Here is a 17,339-nt window from a genome sequence, read left to right on the forward strand (position 1 = left end):
CGTAGCGCCCCGACTGTGCCGCACGGCGACGCCTTCGGCCCCCAACGCGGAGCTCCTAACTCCCCGCTGTTTTCTCTATCCAGACTGTTCTTCCCATGAGCATCTTCGACGAGCGTGTCAACCTGAAGCCCTACGAGTACCCGCACCTGCTGGAGTTTAAGACGGCCATACGGCAGTCCTACTGGGTCCACGACGAGTTTAGCTTCGAAGGGGACGTGCAGGACTTCCGCGTCAACTGCACCGACGCCGAGCGCAGTGTCATCAAGAAAACGATGCTCGCGATTGCCCAGGTCGAGGTGGCGGTTAAGACCTTCTGGGCCGACATCTACGACCGCCTGCCGGTGCCGGAGGTCGGGGCCGTGGGGATGACCTTTGCCGAAAGCGAGGTGCGCCACCTGGATGCCTACTCGCACCTCTTGGAGCTGCTGGGCCTGAATGACGCGTTCGAGCGAATCGAGGAGATTCCGGCCCTCATCGACCGCGTCGAGTACCTGAACAGCGCCCTGGAGGGGACGGGCAGCCGCGACGAACGGGCCTTTGCCCACTCCATCCTGCTCTTCTCGATCTTCATCGAGCATGTCAGCCTCTTCAGCCAGTTTCTCATCATGCTCTCGTTCGACAAGCATGAGAAGCGGTTCAAGGGCGTGGCCAATGCCGTGGAGGCCACCTCGAAGGAGGAGCAGATCCACGGGCTCTTCGGCGTGGAGCTAATGAACATCATCCGCGAGGAGCACCCGGAGTGGTTCGGCCCGGCGTTCGAACAGGAGGTGCGGGCGGCCTGCGAGGAGGCATACGACGCCGAGCAGAAGGTGCTCGATTGGATCTTCGCGGACGGGGAGCTCGACTTCCTCCCGCGGCCGGTCGTGGATGCGTTCCTGCGCGACAAGTTCAACGAGTCGCTGAAGAACGTGGACGTCGACCCGATCTTCGAGGTCGACCCCGAGCACCTCGGCGAGACCCGCTGGTTCTACGAGGAGATCCTGCTCACGAAGGGCAACGACTTCTTCTCGAAGCGCTCGACCAGCTACTCGAAGATGACGCAGAGCGTGAGCGGAGACGATCTCTTCTAGGGCCCCGGTCCATCCCGTCTGTCCCGCACGCGAACTGCCCCATGGGCTCGTCCTGTGGGGGCTCCTCGAAGGCGCTTCCCTTTTTCCAACCCGAACGACTCCATGTCCACCACGACCCGTTCCCGCTCCTCAACCTCCGCGGACTTCGGCTGGCTCAACGACGAGGCCCGCACCTTCCTCCGACGGGGGTATCTCCTGGAGGGCACCGGCCCGGAGGACCGCGTGCGAGAGATTGCCGAGCACGCCGAAGGCCTCCTCGAGATGGACGGCTTCGCCGACCGGTTCTACGAATACATGGCGCGCGGCTACTACTCGCTCGCATCGCCGGTCTGGGCGAACTTTGGGCTCGACCGCGGCCTGCCGATCTCCTGCTTCGGCTCCTACATCGACGACTCGATGGAGGCGATCCTCGACACCCACGCCGAGGTCGGCATGATGACCAAGGTGGGCGGGGGGACGAGCGGGTACTTCGGCGACGTCCGCCCGCGCGGCGCCTCCATCACGAACAACGGCACGTCGAACGGCACCTACCCGTTTGCCCAGCTCTTCGACAAAATCATCAACGTGGTGAGCCAGGGCGAGACGCGGCGCGGCCACTTCGCCGGGTACATCGACATCGAGCACCCCGACGTGGAGGAGTGGCTCAACATTCAGACCGAGGGCGACGCCATCCAGACGATGATGTACGGCGTTGTCGTGGGGGACGACTGGATGGAAGCGATGATTGATGGCGACTCGGACAAGCGGGCCCTCTGGGCAAAAGTGGTGGAGAGCCGAATGAACCTCGGCATCCCCTACATCCTCTTCCGCGGCAACGTGCAGGACGGGCGCCCGCAGGTCTACAAGGACAAGGGCTACGACGTCCACGCGAGTAACTTGTGTAGTGAGGTTCTACTTCCGAGCGGGCCGGACGAGAGCTTCGTGTGCTGCCTCTCCTCGATGAACGCCCTGCACTACGACGACTGGAAGGACACCGACGCGGTCGAGACGCTGACGCAGTTCCTCGACGCGGTGATGCAGGAGTTTATCGACGGGGCCAAGGGGATGGCGCACATGGACCGGGCCGTGCGCTTTGCGGAGCGCCACCGGGCGATCGGGATCGGCATCCTGGGCTGGCACTCCTACCTGCAGTCGAACAGGATTCCGTTCGAGTCGGCGGAGGCCAGCCTGACCGGGGCCGAGATCGCGAAAACGATCAAGGAACGCTCCTACGCGGCGTCCGCCGAGCTCGCCGACCGCTTCGGCGAGCCGCCGGTCCTGGAGGGCTACGGGCGACGCAACGCCACCACGATGGCCGTGGCGCCGACCAAGTCCAGCAGCTTCATCCTCGGGCAGGTGAGCCCGTCCATCGAGCCGATCAAGAGCAACTACTTCGTGCAGGACCGGGCGAAGATGAAGGTCACGTACAAGAACCCCCACCTGAAAGCGCTCCTGCAGGAAAAGGGCCGCGACACCGACGCGGTGTGGGACGAGATCGCGCTGCGCGACGGGTCGGTGCAGCACCTCGACTTCCTGTCCGACGAGGAGAAGGACGTCTTCAAAACCTTCAGCGAGATCAGTCAGATGGCAATTATCGACCAGGCCGCCGGGCGGCAGAAGCACATCGACCAGTCGCAGTCCCTCAACCTGGCGATTGACCCGGGCTCCACGCCGGTCAAGGACATCAACCGGCTCTACGTCGAGGCCTGGAAGAAGGGCGTCAAGTCCCTCTACTACCAGCACGGCGTGAACGCGGCGCAGAGCTTCTCGCGCGACCTGCTGGCCTGCAAGGCGTGCGAGGCGTAGGACCAGCAGATCTGAACTCCCTCTTTTGAGAAGCACACTCCTCCTCGATCATGGCCCCTTCCCCTTCGCCGGATTCGCGTCCCGCCGCCGTCCTCGACGAGGCAGCGGAGACGCGCATCGTCCACGCCGTGTTTCCCGGTGACACGAACCACTACCACACGCTCTTCGGCGGCACGGCCCTGGAATGGATGGACCAGGCCGCGTTCATCTGCGCGACGCGCTGGTGCCGGACGAAGGTCGTGACGGTCCGCACGAGCGAGATCGACTACAAGCATCCCGTCCCCGAGGGCACGATCGTCGAGCTCATCGCCCGGATCGCGGACACGGGCACGACGTCCCTCACCGTCCGCGTCGACATGTTCATCGAGCCGATGGACGAGCACGACCGGACGCTCGCCTGCACCGGCCAATTTACCCTCGTGGCCCTGGACGACCAGGACAACCCGACGCCGGTGCCCGGCCCCGCGTCCGCAACGCAGGACGAGCCGCAGGCGTGACCACGGGACGGCGTCGGCCCCGGGAGGCGGCCGTGACGGCCCGGGCCCCGGCCCGCGCAGGGCGGCATGTGTTCTCCCTTACCTGCCCGGACGGATCTGGCCGGGCCGCCCCGCACGCAGGCCCACGGCCGTCTTTGCCACGAGGGCAAACGCCAGGAGGGCGAGGGGGGCCGCCCACCCACCCGTGAGGTCGTGCAGCAAGCCAAAGACCGCCGGCCCGGCCGCCGCCACGAGGTAGCCGACCGACTGCGCCATGCCCGACAGCTCGGTTGCCGTCTCGGCATCGGCGGCCCGCAGGACGAGCAGGAGCAGCGCCAGCCCGAACGTACCGCCCAGGACGAAGCCGAGGACCGAGACCCACAGGGAGGCCAGCGGCGCCCCGGGCCACGCCAGCCCGGCCAGCGCGGTCCCCTCCACGAGCGCGAGCAGGCAGATGGTGCGCCGCTGGTCCGCCCGTCGCGCGGCCCACGTCGGCACGACCGCCGAGCCGGCCACCCCCATCACCTGCGAGAGCGCAAGCAGCCCGCCCGCGGCGGCCGGATCGAAGCCACGCGCCTGCAGGAAGCCCGGCAGCCAGGCGAGGGCGATGTAAAACGTGAGCGACTGCAGGCCCATGAAGAGGGCGACCTGCCACGCCAGCGACGAGCGTGCAAGGGCCCGAAGCGAGTCACCGATGTCGTAGGACGCACGGGCGGGCGCACCGGCTCGGAGCTGGGGCAGCCACACCAGGAGGGCGGCGACCGCGGGCACGGCCCACGCCCCCAAAGCGCCCCGCCAGCCGAGCGCCCCGGCCAGCGGGACGGTCGTCCCCGCCCCAATCGCCGCGCCCGCCCCGATCCCGCTCGAATAAAGGCTGGTCATCACGCCGGAGTGCTCCGGAAAGTCCCGCTTGACGAGCGAGGGCAGGAGCACGTTGCCCAGCGCGATGCCCACCCCAAAGAGCACCGTGCCCCCGAAGAGGGGCGCCGTTGAGGGGGCCGCTCGCGCAAGCGTCCCGACCGCGACGAGCGAGAGCGCCGCGGCCAGTGCCCCCTCGGTGCCCAGCCGCCGCGTCGCCAACGGCGTGAGCGCCGAGACAAGCCCAAAGGCCAAAAGCGGCAGCGTCGTGAGCAGACCGAGGGCCGCGTTGGAGAGGCCCGTGGCCCCGCGAATGTTCTCCACGAGCGGGCCCACGCTCGCAAGCGCCGGGCGCAGGTTGAGCGAAATCAGCAGGATGCCCAGAATCAGAAGGCCGCGCTGCAACCGAGACTCCGATTCGCGGCGGGGACGGGTAATTTGGCGAATGATGCGAAGTGCCTAGTGGTACAAGTAGTGGAAGCGCCAAAAACTCGGAGGGCCCGCCAGGTCCCCCAGTCCGGGATGGAGCCGACGGACGAGAGCAGAAGCGGCGTCAGCCGCGTCCGGGCCGCTCCCCTCATGCTCCGAGTTGCCCCCAATGGACCGGTCCGCTCGGGCGCCCGGCGTTCTCGGCTCAACTTTTGCCCAGCGGCTTTAAGGATTTAGACGACCAACCGGACAGAAGCCGAAAAGTGCCCTTCAGCACGATGAACGTAGGGCTAAGGCGGAGCATCTGGAGCGTCGTGTCCCGGACTGATCCGAATATGAGAGCACGAGAGTGCAACAACGCCGATGTATCACATTGCCATTGCCTGGATGTCTTCTGCAAACCATTGGGACAGGATTCCTAGCAACAGTAGGGCAAGCAGAATCGATGTCATGGGCTCACCGATGATGGCCGGTCTGCCCTGCTACATATCTCGAATGTACCTGTTGCGGGGAGCGTCTGCAGGCACCTCTTCTGGATGCCGTATGCATCGCTCCTGGCTATTTTGCCCCACGAGACCTGTCCCGATCAGAAGGGTTCTCCAACAGAAGGATGGCGTGACGGCCCGTTCCTGGAACGCAACCTCCCAGGCCAGTCTGTCGCCTGCGCCCGATCCACTCCACCTGTAAACCGACTAGAGCTGTCCTCGTCGGAAAAACGAGTGGAGACGGGCACCCGCTGATACTCCGGTCCCTGACACGAGTGAGGCAAACTTCATTCAGGCCCTCGGCGGTGACGTGCTGACAGGAAATGCCTCCGTTTCCGAGCCTTCCGGCCGCGTCGGGCGGTCAGAAACGGCCGTCAGGCGTGACCGCCGGTGGTACAGTTCCCGGTGACCCGTTTCCTCTTGCCTGGAGTGAGTTCTTCGCCAGGGGGTAAAAGCCTCATGTGAAAGCCTCATGTGAATGGTATGGCCTGATTCCAGAGGGGGCTAACTGCTTCTCAAGGCTTGTCGGCACGGCTCAAAAGCCGTCTCTCAGATCGTCCGGACGATCTCCCCAAACGGGCTTTGACAAACGATGACTGCGTGTCTCGCCTCGACATCAGTCGATGGGGCTTTCCGATGAGCTCAGACGAGGGGTATTATCTCCGTGTAGGTGCCTCCTCCGTGCGCTCCTCCACGTGAGAATGTCGCCCACATGAAACCACCCACCACGTACGACCAGCCGCACACCCAGCAGCGTGCAAATAGAGTACAGCAGCGGGCTGCAGCAGCTTTCAGGACAGCTTCGAGAAGAAAACAGGCGCACGCGTCGGCCGGGGGGGCGTGCGTGCTGCCCCACCGTCTTCACTTCTGGTCAGCTCTCTGTCGTCAACGCTGATGGGAGCACACTTTCTCTAGCGTAAAACTGCGCATCTCCTGTGCGCTAAAAAGTAAAACAAAGTTTTGTATAAGTGTATGGGCACCCCAAGGCCTCACCTCTTTTGTAGACATGTGGGATCCTCAGAACAGCTTTAGAGAGGAAGAAACGGCTCTGTAACTCTTTCTTCACTATGAAGCGCGACCAACTCCAGGGCGTAGTGGTGTCATGTAAGCACTAAAAAACAAAAGTTATTTTGTTTTAAGGTGGGAAAAAGCCCGAACCTGATCAACAAACTGCTTTCGGGTCCCCTGGTGCTGGTCTCTGAATCCTGGAGGGCAGATCGATCGGGATTCTGAAGCGAGATTCAGCGGGTTTCGGAGCCCAAAAAGAGCACTTTTGCTACTCGATATCTCTCAGAATGACGCCACACACCAACGATGCACACCGATATGTTTACATTTTCGCGCGCCTTTGCTGCGCTGCTTCTGGCGGGCCTCCTGGTTCTGGCCGGCTGTGACAGCAGCGACTCCGGGATGGACGATCAGCAGACACAGAAGCCGTCCGTCGAACGAAGTGTGACGTTTAACACGCAAGCCCTTGACCTGATGGCGGGGGACACTGAGCTCCGGCTCGCCAACGTGACGGCCAGCGAAGGAGACACGCTCGTCGTGACGACCGACAATGGCGACGGTGCCTTTGGCGATGAGACTGTCGTTGCTACCCGACCGGTCACCTCGGACCTTGATGGAGACGAGGTTCTGGTCGATGTCGGGCAGGACGCCGGTCCAGTGGACCACGCCGCTCACGTCTCGACCGACGGGACGATCTCCGGCGTAGAGGCAAGCAGCCAGACGGCGGCCGTCTACGCAATCAATCAGTTCCAATGGGCCGACGAGGCCTACGATGGGCCCGTGGGGGCAGTCACGGTCGACGCGATTGAGGTTCTCTATCAGGGGAACGTCGGCGCGAAGACGCTCTCAATCGACCTCCACACCGGAAACAGCTCGTCCGGTCAGGTAGGGGCGTTCATCGGCATCAGCGAGAGGGACCTAGCCGTCAATGAGGTCCATGAGAACGTGGCGCTCGATGTCCTCGAGCCGGTCGACCCGAACGACGACTCTCCCCAGCAGGTCTTCGACACGATTGAGGAGACCGGCGACTTCTTCGCGATGATCCACCGCGGCCCGGCGGGCCTTGCGCCGAATCCGAACCTCGCAGGTCCAGGCGCGGCGACGGGCACGCCTCCCTTCCTCGGTGATGCGGATGGCTACCGCGTTCCGGCCCAGCAGCCCGCCCTCGCGACGACTACTGGTCCGGGGACCGGCGGCGACTTCGCGAATGTTGAAGTCAACGTGCCGGACGTAAGACTATCGGACCTCCCAACGACCACCTACGAGGCGACAATCGAGGGCTCGCAAATCACCGACGATGCACGAGGTTCTGCACCGGGTGCAATTCCGACGAGTGAAACGTCAACTGGAAGTGGGTCCGCGGAGCTCGAATTTGTCGTGCGTGACGGGGAGATCCAGCTCGACTACACGATTACCCTTCAGGGCTTGAACTTCGATAAGGTCCTTCGAGGCACGAAGAACGCCAACGCCTCCAGCCAAGACCTAAACAAGCTGATTGGGCTTCACCTCCACACCAACGTCCGTGGGCGGCTCGGCCCGGTGTCCTTTGCGGTCGTGGGACAGGGCGACCCGCAAACTACCGTGACTCGTGGCGTGGAGCTTTCCAACGGCGACCTGGTGAATACGTCTCATCTAATCGCATCCAACGTGCCGGCCAGCCGCCCGAATCGGGCCATTGGCTTCAATCCCGGCATCGCGGCGGAGGGGCTCACCGGCGATTCGGACCGGACGTTGACCTACGATTCTGCGAACAACGAGCTCACGATTGAAGGCACCTGGACCCGAGAGGAAGGAGACGCTGAGGGCCTTTCCTCAGCCCGCGCGCCAGCCGGGGATGCCTCGATCGAGCCGGCCGGTGGGATCGAGTTCGTGACGACGCCGGCGCAGATGGCCCAACGGATCGTGGACCAGAACATCCAGCCCGGTGGGGACACGCCGTTCTCCCTCAACCACCACACCGCCGAGAACCTTAACGGCGAGATGCGCGGCCAGATTGTCGCGACGCAGTAGGACCTCTGCTGTACGGCCGAGCAGTGCGCAGAGAAGTTCCCCTTGCCAAGCGCCCACGCCAAGAAAGCCCCCATCGGCACGAGGCCGGTGGGGGGCTTTTCGGAGCGCAGCTTTTTGGAGAGCAGCTTTCAAAAAGGTGGCACGCCGCAACCAATCGCCTTAGATACTTCCTCTTGGGCGCGTCCCCAAGGGTCTCCCACTCTACTCTTTACACAAACCACCAAGCTCATGAGTATCACCCGTTCTACCGTCGTGAAGACATGGGGCCTGGCCGTTCTTATCGGCTGGGTTGGGTCCCAAGTCATCACCTCACTTTCCTCTACCTTCTCGAACGTGCCGTTTGCGATCACTGCCCTGTGGCTGGTCGGGGCCTTGCTTCCGATCACGGTGTCCTTTTTCTGGGACCGACCAGAGCCTAGCGACCAGACCCTCTCCCTCCTGTGGCCGGCGCTGGGCGTGACTGGGATTCTGATCAATTTTGGGGTCTCACTTGGGGCCATTCCCGCCGGCGAGACGATTGAGGTGCTGGCCTATGGAGTGCTCTGGTTCGCGGGCCCCGGGATCGGATTTGCGGCAACCGCCGCCCTCACGGCCGGGCCGAATGCCTCGGTGTACGGATGGGCCGCCGTTGCAAACTTCGCCGGAGCGGTCGCAGCCCTTGTCGCGCCGATGGCACTCCTTCCGGCCTACTTCCTCGGGGCTGCCGTGCTTCAGGCCACACCGATGCTCTACGATGGGTTCAGCGGATAACCCCGGGTCCCCGTTCTCCCTGCTCATCCTCCCACGTCACACGTTCCAATCCTGCCATGGCTTCCGACACGCTAGAGACCACACTTACCTCCATCCACGAAATGACCCCTCGGGTCAAGCAATTCGTGCTGGAGGCAAACGGACACACCTTCTCGTACGAACCAGGCCAGCACATCGTCATCGAATTTGAGCAGGATGGGGACACGGTGCAGCGCCCCTACACGCCGGTCAACCTGCCGGGCACCGGGGCCCTAGCCCTCGGCATCAAGCGCTACGAGGACGGCACGGCCTCGACCTGGATGCACGACCGGTCGGTAGGGGAGGAGATCACAATTACCAAGCCCAGCGGCAACCTGCATCTGCGCGACTTGGACCGAGATGTCGTGTTCCTCTCGACCGGGACGGGCATCACCCCAATGATCGCGATGCTCAAGCAGTACTTTAGCGAGGGCAGCGGCCGGGCGGCGTTCCTCTACGGGGAGCGGACGCAGGAGGACATCATGTACCGGGAGACCCTTGACCACCTGTCCGCGGGCCGCGACAATCTGGAGGTGCTCTACTCCCTGTCCGACGAGGACTGGGACGGGCCGACCGGGCACGTACAGACCCACCTGGGCGATGTGGTGGACGGGCGCTTCGAGGACCCGCACTACTACATCTGCGGGATCCCCCCGATGGTGGTCGACAGCGAAGAGATGCTGCAGGAGGAGGGCGTCGACGACGGCCGCATCTTCACCGAGGGCTGGGAAAGCGACGCGGTATAAGCGACGCAGTGTAGCAGCCACAGCGTAGATCCCTGCCTGCTGCCGTTGCTTCTGCACGCACAGTTGGCCAACTGCCTGCAGAGGACCGGCTGTCTCCGAGGAAGAAAAGCTTTCTCTTTTCGAGGGGCTGTACTGGAGTTCCGTCCCGCTTCGAAGACCGCTTGTATGCGCCATCCCCCCAGCAGCTGTGCTCGACGTGGTTCTGTTTTCCCTGCCACCTGTCCTCCGTGGCAGCCATTCCAGGGGGGTGGATTTCCCCTCATCTTTTTTGTCCACTACGCTCTTGGTCTCATCCACTCGCCCATGTTGATGCCTGATTCGGGTCAAGATTCTGCACCGCTCCCGACTGGAGGAGACCGTGAAGCCCTCTGCGACTGAAAAGAAACCAAATGTCTGTTTCAGGTATTCCAGACAGCTATGAAGCGCAAACGTTGAGTCTCATTGTCCTTCACCTCCGATCAACCCTCAATGGACGAGCCCCCGCTTCTGCAAGCCCTCCTTGGTGGAACCCGTCGCCAGATCGTTCAGCTGCTTCGGCCGGAGGACCGCACGGTTCGAGAACTGGCCGACCACCTGGGGCTTACGCGAAATGCCGTCCGAGCACAGCTCTCGAATCTGAAGTCCGACGGCATCGTGGAGGTTACAGGCCGGCGCCCCACTGAGCGGAAGCCGGAGCACGTCTACGGGCTCACCCGGAAGGCGGAAGATCTCTTTCCGAAGCCGTACGATACGCTTTTGAACACCCTCCTCTCCGTTCTTCAGAAGACGGAATGGGTGAATGCAGACCCAATCCTTGAGGAAACCGGGCGGCGGCTCGGGCAGATGGAAAAACCGGATGTGCTGGTTTCGGAAGCTTCCGTGCGGGTCGGCCACGCCCGCGACGTGCTTGAAGAGATGGGCGGTCTTCCGCAAGTGCATGAGGAAGGACAACAGTACCGCCTGGAGGGCAGCAGCTGCCCCCTGTCCGCCAGCGTGCGGGCTCACGGAGAGGTAGCCTGTGACCTGGCACGGGCAATGATTGAGGAGCTGACCGAGCTCCCCGTTGAGCGGCGCTGCGACGCTGATGGGGAGTGTCCTCAGTGCGAGTTTGTCGTCGATGCGACGTAGAACGTTTGCCCGCCTTCCGGCAGCATTGCCCCTCACCACGGGGACTTCGCCGTGGGGCACCGTCTACCGTTGGGCACCGCATTCCGTGTCGGGTAACCTTCTTCATCAAAGGGAAAAGAAAGAGCAATCTCCGCTCCTCCGACCGATGCAGGCTGCGATTTGGAAAGCGACGTGTAGGCCGAGGGCCGCGGAATTGAAGTCCCCTTTGTCTCCGCGAGCGTACTGATCTGTCGGACGCCGCGGGCGGGTGGTTTGCACCAGAAGAAGCTCTCTCCTCGGGCCTAGGACTCGAAAGAGCACACCGCCAGTCCGGCCGAGGCCGAGGTCATAGCTAATCGAAACGAGAAGGCTACTGCCAGTAGCCTTCCGGCTCTCCAACAACCTGAGATGTTCGGAGACGCCACAGGGAGAACCGCGAGGGCCGCCCCCGGCACGCCCCCCTGTCGGCGACCCGGAAGCAGGCGCTACCGGGCAGACGTTCCACGTCTGTATGATCTTTTAGAATCAGTTTGCAGAGCCTCGTATTCCAAAAAGTGGGTTTTACCCCGTGGCCTCCGTCACCCTGAGGCAAACCGGTTGCCCGACGATCCCCCACCAGGAGTCGTCAGGCGCCTGCAAGGGAGCCGAGGGGAGACCGTGACGGGAGGCAGGGCCCGCGCAACGACATCCATCGACCAATAGTCCTCAATGGGTCAACAGCAACTTCTTCTGCTCGCACTTTCTGCGGTAATCGTTGGCCTCTCCGTCGTCGCCGGGATCGAGGCGTTCGGCGAGGGCCAGCGGCAGGCCACCCAGGACGCCCTCGCTCAACGGTCCGTCTTGATCGGCACCGACATCGTCGTGGCCCACAAAAAGCCCTCTCAGCTTGGGGGCATCGACGTGAGCCATCCCTACCCGAGCGACGAAGCAATTGCCAGCGCGGTGGCGCCCGAGAGCTCCGGCCGGTACGGAAGTGGGATTTTGGCGATCGGGGCCGGGGAAACCGCCACCTGCGACATCGACCACTCCGACGGGGGCACTGTGGTGTACGTCGACTGTGGAAGCGAGCAGACCGGCCAGGGATACCCGGACGGGCAAATTGTGAAGGCAAAGGTCGAGCCGGGGGCCGAGGACCCGGTGAAGGTCGTCGACACCGACGCCGACGGGCACAGCAACTGAAGCAGAGCGCCAGGCGGGGCACGAGGCACGTCGAAGGGAAGCGGGGCCGCCAGCCCATCCCCGCGCGATTTGTGGATTCCAGCACCCCCCCGACGAAATGTGGACTGAAATCGCCATTGCACTGGTCGTGATCGCCGCCGCCGGCACGGCGTTCCTGGTCCTCAGGGGAGGCGCCTCCCCACGACCGTCGAGCCGCCACCGCCAGACTGAAACCCACCGGCGACGAAGACGACAGGCCCGGACGAAAGACGCCAGCCAGGACGACGGGATCGGGGAGGCAAACCCCACTGAGGACAGGCGCCCCGGGACAGATGCGATCTCGCGGTGGTCAGACTCGGCGTGAGGCGACAGTGAGTCGGGGGCGATCCGCGTCCTCGTACGTCGGAAGCGGGGACCAGAGGGCCCGGTCGTTCCGTTGGGGCGCCCCGAATGTCCACAGTCCGAACCGAGAAGCTGAAGCTTGATCCAGGCACGCGTGCTCGGAGGGGCTGGGGGCCGCCGGCGTGGGACTGCGCCTACCACGGGCGCGGGGACCTGAATGGCAGCCAGTGCAGGGGACGCGTGCCGGGGGGCGAGGCGCCGTGCCGTCGGTCAAGATGGGGCCGTTGGTCAAGATGGGCGTGGAGGGAGCGAACCGACGGGCGGGGCCGGTCCATGGAGCCGAGTTGACTGTGGGGCCTTGGCAGGCCGGAGCGGCGGGAAGAGGCGCCTGGAGGCCCAACCGGCCCGTCTGCATTGTGGGGCCCGGTCCCGGATGCCGTTCTGTAGGGGCCGGAGACACGCGGGGGAGGACCGTCCCAAGCGGGGAGCCGGGTTGGCCCTTCGTGTTCCGTCGGGGCGAAAGAAGAGATCAGAAGCGTCAGCGTGCCTGCCGCCCAGATTGCGGCTGCGCCCCAGACGACCACCGACCCAAACAGCACGCCGGACGTCCCAAACATGGCAGAGAAAGCTAGGGGAGGTTCAGATCGAGTGGCGCCTGGGCCCGGTGTGTTGGACCCGAGCGCCAGACGGAGCACCTGCGCTTCCGCTCGGTCACAGCGTTCGCTCTGCCGCGGTGACAGCCCATCCACGGCCCCCGCTTGGCCGCCCTGACCCTGAGCTCCGATGTTCGGGCTGTGCGGGATGGACTGCCCGGCAGGGGCGGGTCCTCCGTTCAGACAGCGAGGCAGAGAAACCACAGGGCCAGTCCGGCCCGGCAGGGTCTTCTCTCGGAGGCAACGCCTGCTGCGCCTGTAGGGGCTGCAGCCGGTGGCCCGCCCCTCCCAGCGGCGTTCAGGTTATCGGGCGCCCCTCCCCCTTTTTATCGATTCAGCACGTCAAGGGCACACACATCGAGCGTGGAAGGGCTTTTTTAGATGGCGTGAAGAGACTTTAAGTTTTCAGTCTCCACATGGACGCACTCTAGGAGCGGAAACCGTGACGCGATTTTCCCTCTTTGGGAGAACTCATGCGGGCCGTTCCAGATCACTACGTCTGGACTCAAGTGGCCTCCTTGCCAAAGTGGAATTCCAGTCCGGTGCCGGGAAGAAGCCTTTTCGCATGGGGAGGATGCGCGCATTGTCTGGTGGCCGTGTGAGCAGATCCCTCAACGCACTGGCGCACAGTCTCGGGCCCGTGGCGGCCGGGCCCGCCCGGGTCGGACCTGTTCCGACGGAAAGCGGGTTCCGTTGACCGGCAGCCCTCTGGTTTGCCTCTTCCCCGACCGATGGACAACGTCGAGCTTCCCAGCGTGATTGAAAACGATTCCGACTTGCAGGTGCCCCCGCTTCCCTGGGCGCTTCCTGAAGTTCTGGGGCCTCTCCACGAGTCAGGCTTCGCCGGCGCGGAGGCCGTTTCTGCGGCGGTAGACTGCGACCCCCGGCTTGAGAGCGGGATCCTACGCCGCATCAACAGCCATCTTCGACGGCCGATCGGCGAGCTGGGCCCGGCCGTTCAAATGATCGGTCCGGTCACGGCGGCGGGGCTGGTCGTTGAGCTGAGCATGCGAAGGTGGCGCCCCCTTCGAGACGGGCCGGCCGGCCCGCAACTGACCCGCCTCATCTACCACAGCGAAGCGACGGCCGCTCTCACCCAACGGCTGTTGCGCGGGTCGTCGGGCGGGGGCGAGCCGCCGGACGGGGACGACCCGTCGAAGGAGGCGCCCGACCCCTCCCGGGACCACCCGCCTCGGAACCAGCCGGAGCCCTCCGCGGAGGAGGCCGCCCCGACGCAATCCGCCCCGATGTGGGCCTCCTTCGAGTGGAAGGGATTCGCCCAGGGACTCATCTGCGACCTGGGCAAACTCGTGCTTCTCCACAGCTACCCGGAGAAAGCGGCCGCCCTCTACAGCCAGGACCGAACGGACCGGGGATACGGGAACGCGGATCCGCAGGTCATGGAGCAGGCGGCCTTCGGGTGCGATCACGTCGAGGCCGCAGCGTGGGCGGCCGAGACGCTGCATCTCCCTGAGCCCCTGGCCGATGCCGCGACGCAGCGCCGCGGCAGCACCGTGGGGGGGAATCAGGGCGTGCATGCGGCCCGAGTGGCGAATCTGTTGACGAAAACGATGGCCCCGGAGCTCGCAGGGATCAGCGCAACCAGTGCGACGCGCGACTGGGAGACGTGCGCCGAGCATCCGGCCTGGAAGGCCTGGGTGGAAGACGCTTCGAGGCCGAGCCTGGAGGCCGTGACGGAGGAGTTTTCGAAGGAGACGGTCCTCTACACCCGGTTCCTTCTGGACCTGCCGGTGGCGGAGTCGTTCTCGGATTGATCAATCTCAGGTTGTCGAGGCGGCTCTCTCGGGCCCTCTTTTCGAGGCACAGAGCCTGCACGCTTCTGCCCATTCATTCAGAGTCTTCTGCATTCCTCTCACAAAGACACCTGTTCCGACCGGTGCCCATCGCCTCCGTGGTTCTGCGGCGCTGACCTGCCCGGGCCTTTTCGGGGGGATTCGGCCTCCTTATCAAGATCGAACCGCTGGACCGCGCCGCGAAGGCGCTCGGTGAGGGCGTCGAGCTCATCGGCCGAATCGGCCACCTGGGTTACGCCGGCCGCCGACCCCTGAGCCGCCGTCGAGATCGACTGGACGCTCTGTGCAATTTGCTCGCTGGTGGCGCTTTGCTGCTCAGAGGCGGTCGCGATCTCCTCCGCCTGCTCCTCCACCGTACCGATGGAGGTGATCACTTCCTCGATGGCCCCACCAGTCCGGTCGGCAAGCTCCATTCCCTCTTCGGCCTTCTGGCTGCTTCGGCGTGCTGCCTCGACCGCGCCGCTGGTTTCTCGTTGAACCTGCTCGATCATCTCAGCGATTTCATCAGTCGCCGTGTCGGCCTCCTCGGCGAGCTCGCGCACCTCTTCGGCAACGACGGCAAACCCCTGGCCGGTGCCCGCCCCGTCTTCTCCGGCCCGGGCGGCCTCGATTGCCGCGTTCAGCGCAAGCAGGTTTGTCTGGTTGGCAATCTCATCGATCTGATCGACAACCCGGCCGATCTTTTCGCTAGAGGTGGCAAGCCCCTCGATGACCGAAGCGGTCTCTTGGGCCGCGCTCACAATTTCTTCCATCTTCTCGGTCGTCTTTTCGACGACCTCGCCGCCCTCTCGCGCCTTCTGGCCACCGGCCTCGGCGGCCTCGGCGACCGACTGGACACTACGGGCGTTTTCGTCGATCGTCTGGTTGAGCTCCTCCACCGCCGCGGCCACCTCCTCTGCCTGTGCAGACTGCTCCTCGGTCGAGGCGGCCATCTGATCCGACGACGAGCTGATCTGACCGGCCGACGCCATGGTCGATTGGGCCACCTCTCGGATTTGCTCGACCATCCGCTGGAGGTTGTCCACCGATCGGTTGAAGCCGTCGTAGAGGCGCCCGATGTCTCCGTCCGCCTCCGCATCGATCCGTACGGTCAGGTCCCCATCCGCGAACCGGTCCATCGCGCCCAAGAGGATCTCCACCTGCTCGGTGAGGGTGTCCCGCTTGTTTTCGGCCTCGACCCGATCGGTGATGTCGTTTGCGATTTTGACGATCCTCCGGACCTCCTCCCCCTCCCCAAACACCGGAACGTATGTGCCCTGAAGCCACAGCACGCGACCGTCCTTGTCGACTCGTTTCAGGCGGCCTTCGTGCGGCTCCCCGCGCCGAAGCTTCTCCCAGAAGGCGCGGTACTCCTCCGACCGGGCATATTCGTCCTCCACAAAGATGCGGTGATGCTCGCCCTTGATCTCCCCGAGCTCGTACCCGATGAGATCGAGGAAATTTTCGTTGGCGGCCTCAACGGTCCCGTCGGGGCGAAATTCGATGACACCCATCGACCGGTGGACGCCCTCAATGAGGGCGGCCTCGGTCACTCCTGAGCTGCCCTCGTCGTCCTGGATGGGGCTGCCGTCGGCGTCGTGTCCAGCGTTGCCCACAGGTGATTGTGCGTCCGTCCGTGTAGAGTCTCCAGATCCGAAGAGTTGGGTAAGCATGGCACTTGTCTCTGACCGTGAAGGGAGGCCAAGCTCGGAACGTGTTCTAGATTATCGGACCGTGTTACAAAAAATTAAACTCAGTACTACGGTAATGTTACAGAACGGCCGAAATATACGGGGACACATCGCAGAAACAAGGACGTTGGGGTAACAAATGGATGTTAGATGATGGCTTCGCCGCGCTGCTCCCCGAAGAGCTTCGTCATCAGATGGCTTTGCCGTCAGATGATCCGCCCGCTCTGGCTTGTAAGCCGCTCAGGTCTGCCCAGCTTTCCGATTCCGCTGTCGGCGTGGCTTGAAGGATACAGCGCAGCGCACCGGCACGAGCAGAACGATTGAACCGGAGCACGTCCCGTCACCCTTGACGTTAGACCGTCGGGGTCACATGTGCCTATCCGAATCCGTTCCCCGAAGGTAGCCCCGCACTCGGTCCACCACTTGCTCAGGGCCACGAAGGAAAAATGGATGAGCCTATAAAGGATGAGCCTAAGAACATGGACGAGACTTTGAATGCCGAGGTCCGGCAAACGGATCTGATTCTTACCCTCGTTTCTGGTGCTATCGTTGGACTTGCAGTTGGCGGGTTCGGGAGTTGGTTGCTTTTCATCCCGGACATGGGAGTGGTGGAGTTCCTAGCGGCTACATTCGTGATCGGTGGAGTTGGGGTATCACCTTTTCTCGGCGTGATGTACATGAACCGCCGGGGGTTCGTCCCGACCGAGGTGTGGGCCGAGGAGGACCGATTGGTCGTCCAGAGCCCGAGCGAGTGGTGGTTTAAACCCGAGAAGCAGTTCCATCTGGAGGTCGAATCTGCCGAGCAGGCCGAGGCCGGTCTGGTGATCACAGGGACTCTTAGCAGGTGGTGGGATTGGGGACGGCATGAGGTCCGAGTGGAGCCGGAAGAAGCCGACGCCCTGGACGCCTGGCTAGGCACTGTCTGATAAAAAGGCCGTATGAACGGTTCGCATAAATTTTAGGACCAAGCGAGCCGTTCTG

The 17,339-nt window shown here is 63.8% G+C and carries 12 protein-coding genes; 10 read left to right on the forward strand and 2 right to left on the reverse strand.

Annotated elements, in window-relative coordinates:
• Positions 1-95 precede the first annotated feature (95 nt).
• The 3 genes from OJA40_RS08710 to OJA40_RS08720 all read left to right on the forward strand — a co-directional run bounded on the left by OJA40_RS08710 (position 96) and on the right by OJA40_RS08720 (position 3,352).
• The gene (locus OJA40_RS08710; RefSeq protein WP_013060642.1) at positions 96-1,070 is read left to right on the forward strand and encodes a ribonucleotide-diphosphate reductase subunit beta; all 975 of its coding nucleotides are present in this window, start codon (positions 96-98) and stop codon (positions 1,068-1,070) included.
• Positions 1,071-1,172: 102 nt separating this feature from the next.
• Positions 1,173-2,855 carry a ribonucleoside-diphosphate reductase subunit alpha gene (locus OJA40_RS08715; protein ID WP_251922812.1) on the forward strand — a complete coding sequence of 561 codons (1,683 nt, stop codon included), beginning with the start codon at positions 1,173-1,175 and terminating at the stop codon, positions 2,853-2,855.
• 50 nt (positions 2,856-2,905) lie between these two features.
• Positions 2,906-3,352, forward strand: coding sequence for an acyl-CoA thioesterase (locus OJA40_RS08720; protein WP_013060644.1), 447 nt, complete (start codon positions 2,906-2,908; stop codon positions 3,350-3,352).
• Positions 3,353-3,430: 78 nt separating this feature from the next.
• On the opposite strand, the gene OJA40_RS08725 is transcribed toward OJA40_RS08720, so the two are convergent.
• Positions 3,431-4,594 carry an MFS transporter gene (locus OJA40_RS08725; RefSeq protein WP_118840510.1) on the reverse strand — a complete coding sequence of 388 codons (1,164 nt, stop codon included), beginning with the start codon at positions 4,592-4,594 and terminating at the stop codon, positions 3,431-3,433.
• 1,835 nt (positions 4,595-6,429) lie between these two features.
• Here OJA40_RS08725 and OJA40_RS08730 point away from each other — a divergent pair.
• From OJA40_RS08730 to OJA40_RS08755, 6 genes are all read left to right on the forward strand, one after another.
• Positions 6,430-8,121, forward strand: coding sequence for a CHRD domain-containing protein (locus OJA40_RS08730; RefSeq protein WP_259105224.1), 1,692 nt, complete (start codon positions 6,430-6,432; stop codon positions 8,119-8,121).
• A gap of 228 nt (positions 8,122-8,349) precedes the next feature.
• Positions 8,350-8,871, forward strand: a complete 522-nt coding sequence (locus OJA40_RS08735) for a hypothetical protein (RefSeq protein WP_118825842.1) — start codon at positions 8,350-8,352, stop codon at positions 8,869-8,871.
• 56 nt (positions 8,872-8,927) lie between these two features.
• Positions 8,928-9,635: a ferredoxin--NADP reductase gene (locus tag OJA40_RS08740; RefSeq protein WP_259059852.1), complete on the forward strand. Its 708-nt coding sequence runs from the start codon at positions 8,928-8,930 to the stop codon at positions 9,633-9,635.
• 468 nt (positions 9,636-10,103) lie between these two features.
• Positions 10,104-10,742, forward strand: coding sequence for a helix-turn-helix transcriptional regulator (locus OJA40_RS08745; RefSeq protein WP_231847248.1), 639 nt, complete (start codon positions 10,104-10,106; stop codon positions 10,740-10,742).
• 687 nt (positions 10,743-11,429) lie between these two features.
• Entirely contained in the window at positions 11,430-11,900 is a 471-nt protein-coding gene (locus OJA40_RS08750; RefSeq protein WP_011402925.1) for a hypothetical protein, read from the forward strand.
• Between the two features lie 1,729 nt (positions 11,901-13,629).
• Positions 13,630-14,649 (forward strand): HDOD domain-containing protein, encoded by a 1,020-nt coding sequence (locus OJA40_RS08755; RefSeq protein WP_263810354.1) that lies wholly within the window; start codon positions 13,630-13,632, stop codon positions 14,647-14,649.
• 98 nt (positions 14,650-14,747) lie between these two features.
• Here OJA40_RS08755 and OJA40_RS08760 read toward each other — a convergent pair whose 3' ends face one another.
• Positions 14,748-16,340, reverse strand: a complete 1,593-nt coding sequence (locus OJA40_RS08760; protein WP_118840517.1) for a methyl-accepting chemotaxis protein — start codon at positions 16,338-16,340, stop codon at positions 14,748-14,750.
• Between the two features lie 464 nt (positions 16,341-16,804).
• Here OJA40_RS08760 and OJA40_RS08765 point away from each other — a divergent pair, with 464 nt between their 5' ends.
• Entirely contained in the window at positions 16,805-17,284 is a 480-nt protein-coding gene (locus OJA40_RS08765) for a hypothetical protein (protein ID WP_013060655.1), read from the forward strand.
• The last annotated feature ends 55 nt before the right edge of the window (positions 17,285-17,339 follow it).

The sequence above is a fragment of the Salinibacter pepae genome (assembly GCF_947077775.1).
GTDB classification, from domain to species: domain Bacteria; phylum Bacteroidota; class Rhodothermia; order Rhodothermales; family Salinibacteraceae; genus Salinibacter; species Salinibacter pepae.

Excerpts from the sequence above, each read along its gene's own strand:
- OJA40_RS08710 (WP_013060642.1), top strand. The coding sequence starts at position 96 with ATGAGCATCTTCGACGAGCGTGTCAACCTGAAGCCCTACGAGTACCCG.
- OJA40_RS08715 (WP_251922812.1), top strand. The coding sequence starts at position 1,173 with ATGTCCACCACGACCCGTTCCCGCTCCTCAACCTCCGCGGACTTCGGC.
- OJA40_RS08720 (WP_013060644.1), top strand. The coding sequence starts at position 2,906 with ATGGCCCCTTCCCCTTCGCCGGATTCGCGTCCCGCCGCCGTCCTCGAC.
- OJA40_RS08730 (WP_259105224.1), top strand. The coding sequence starts at position 6,430 with ATGTTTACATTTTCGCGCGCCTTTGCTGCGCTGCTTCTGGCGGGCCTC.
- OJA40_RS08735 (WP_118825842.1), top strand. The coding sequence starts at position 8,350 with ATGAGTATCACCCGTTCTACCGTCGTGAAGACATGGGGCCTGGCCGTT.
- OJA40_RS08740 (WP_259059852.1), top strand. The coding sequence starts at position 8,928 with ATGGCTTCCGACACGCTAGAGACCACACTTACCTCCATCCACGAAATG.
- OJA40_RS08745 (WP_231847248.1), top strand. The coding sequence starts at position 10,104 with ATGGACGAGCCCCCGCTTCTGCAAGCCCTCCTTGGTGGAACCCGTCGC.
- OJA40_RS08750 (WP_011402925.1), top strand. The coding sequence starts at position 11,430 with ATGGGTCAACAGCAACTTCTTCTGCTCGCACTTTCTGCGGTAATCGTT.
- OJA40_RS08760 (WP_118840517.1), bottom strand. The coding sequence starts at position 16,340 with ATGCTTACCCAACTCTTCGGATCTGGAGACTCTACACGGACGGACGCA.
- OJA40_RS08765 (WP_013060655.1), top strand. The coding sequence starts at position 16,805 with ATGGATGAGCCTATAAAGGATGAGCCTAAGAACATGGACGAGACTTTG.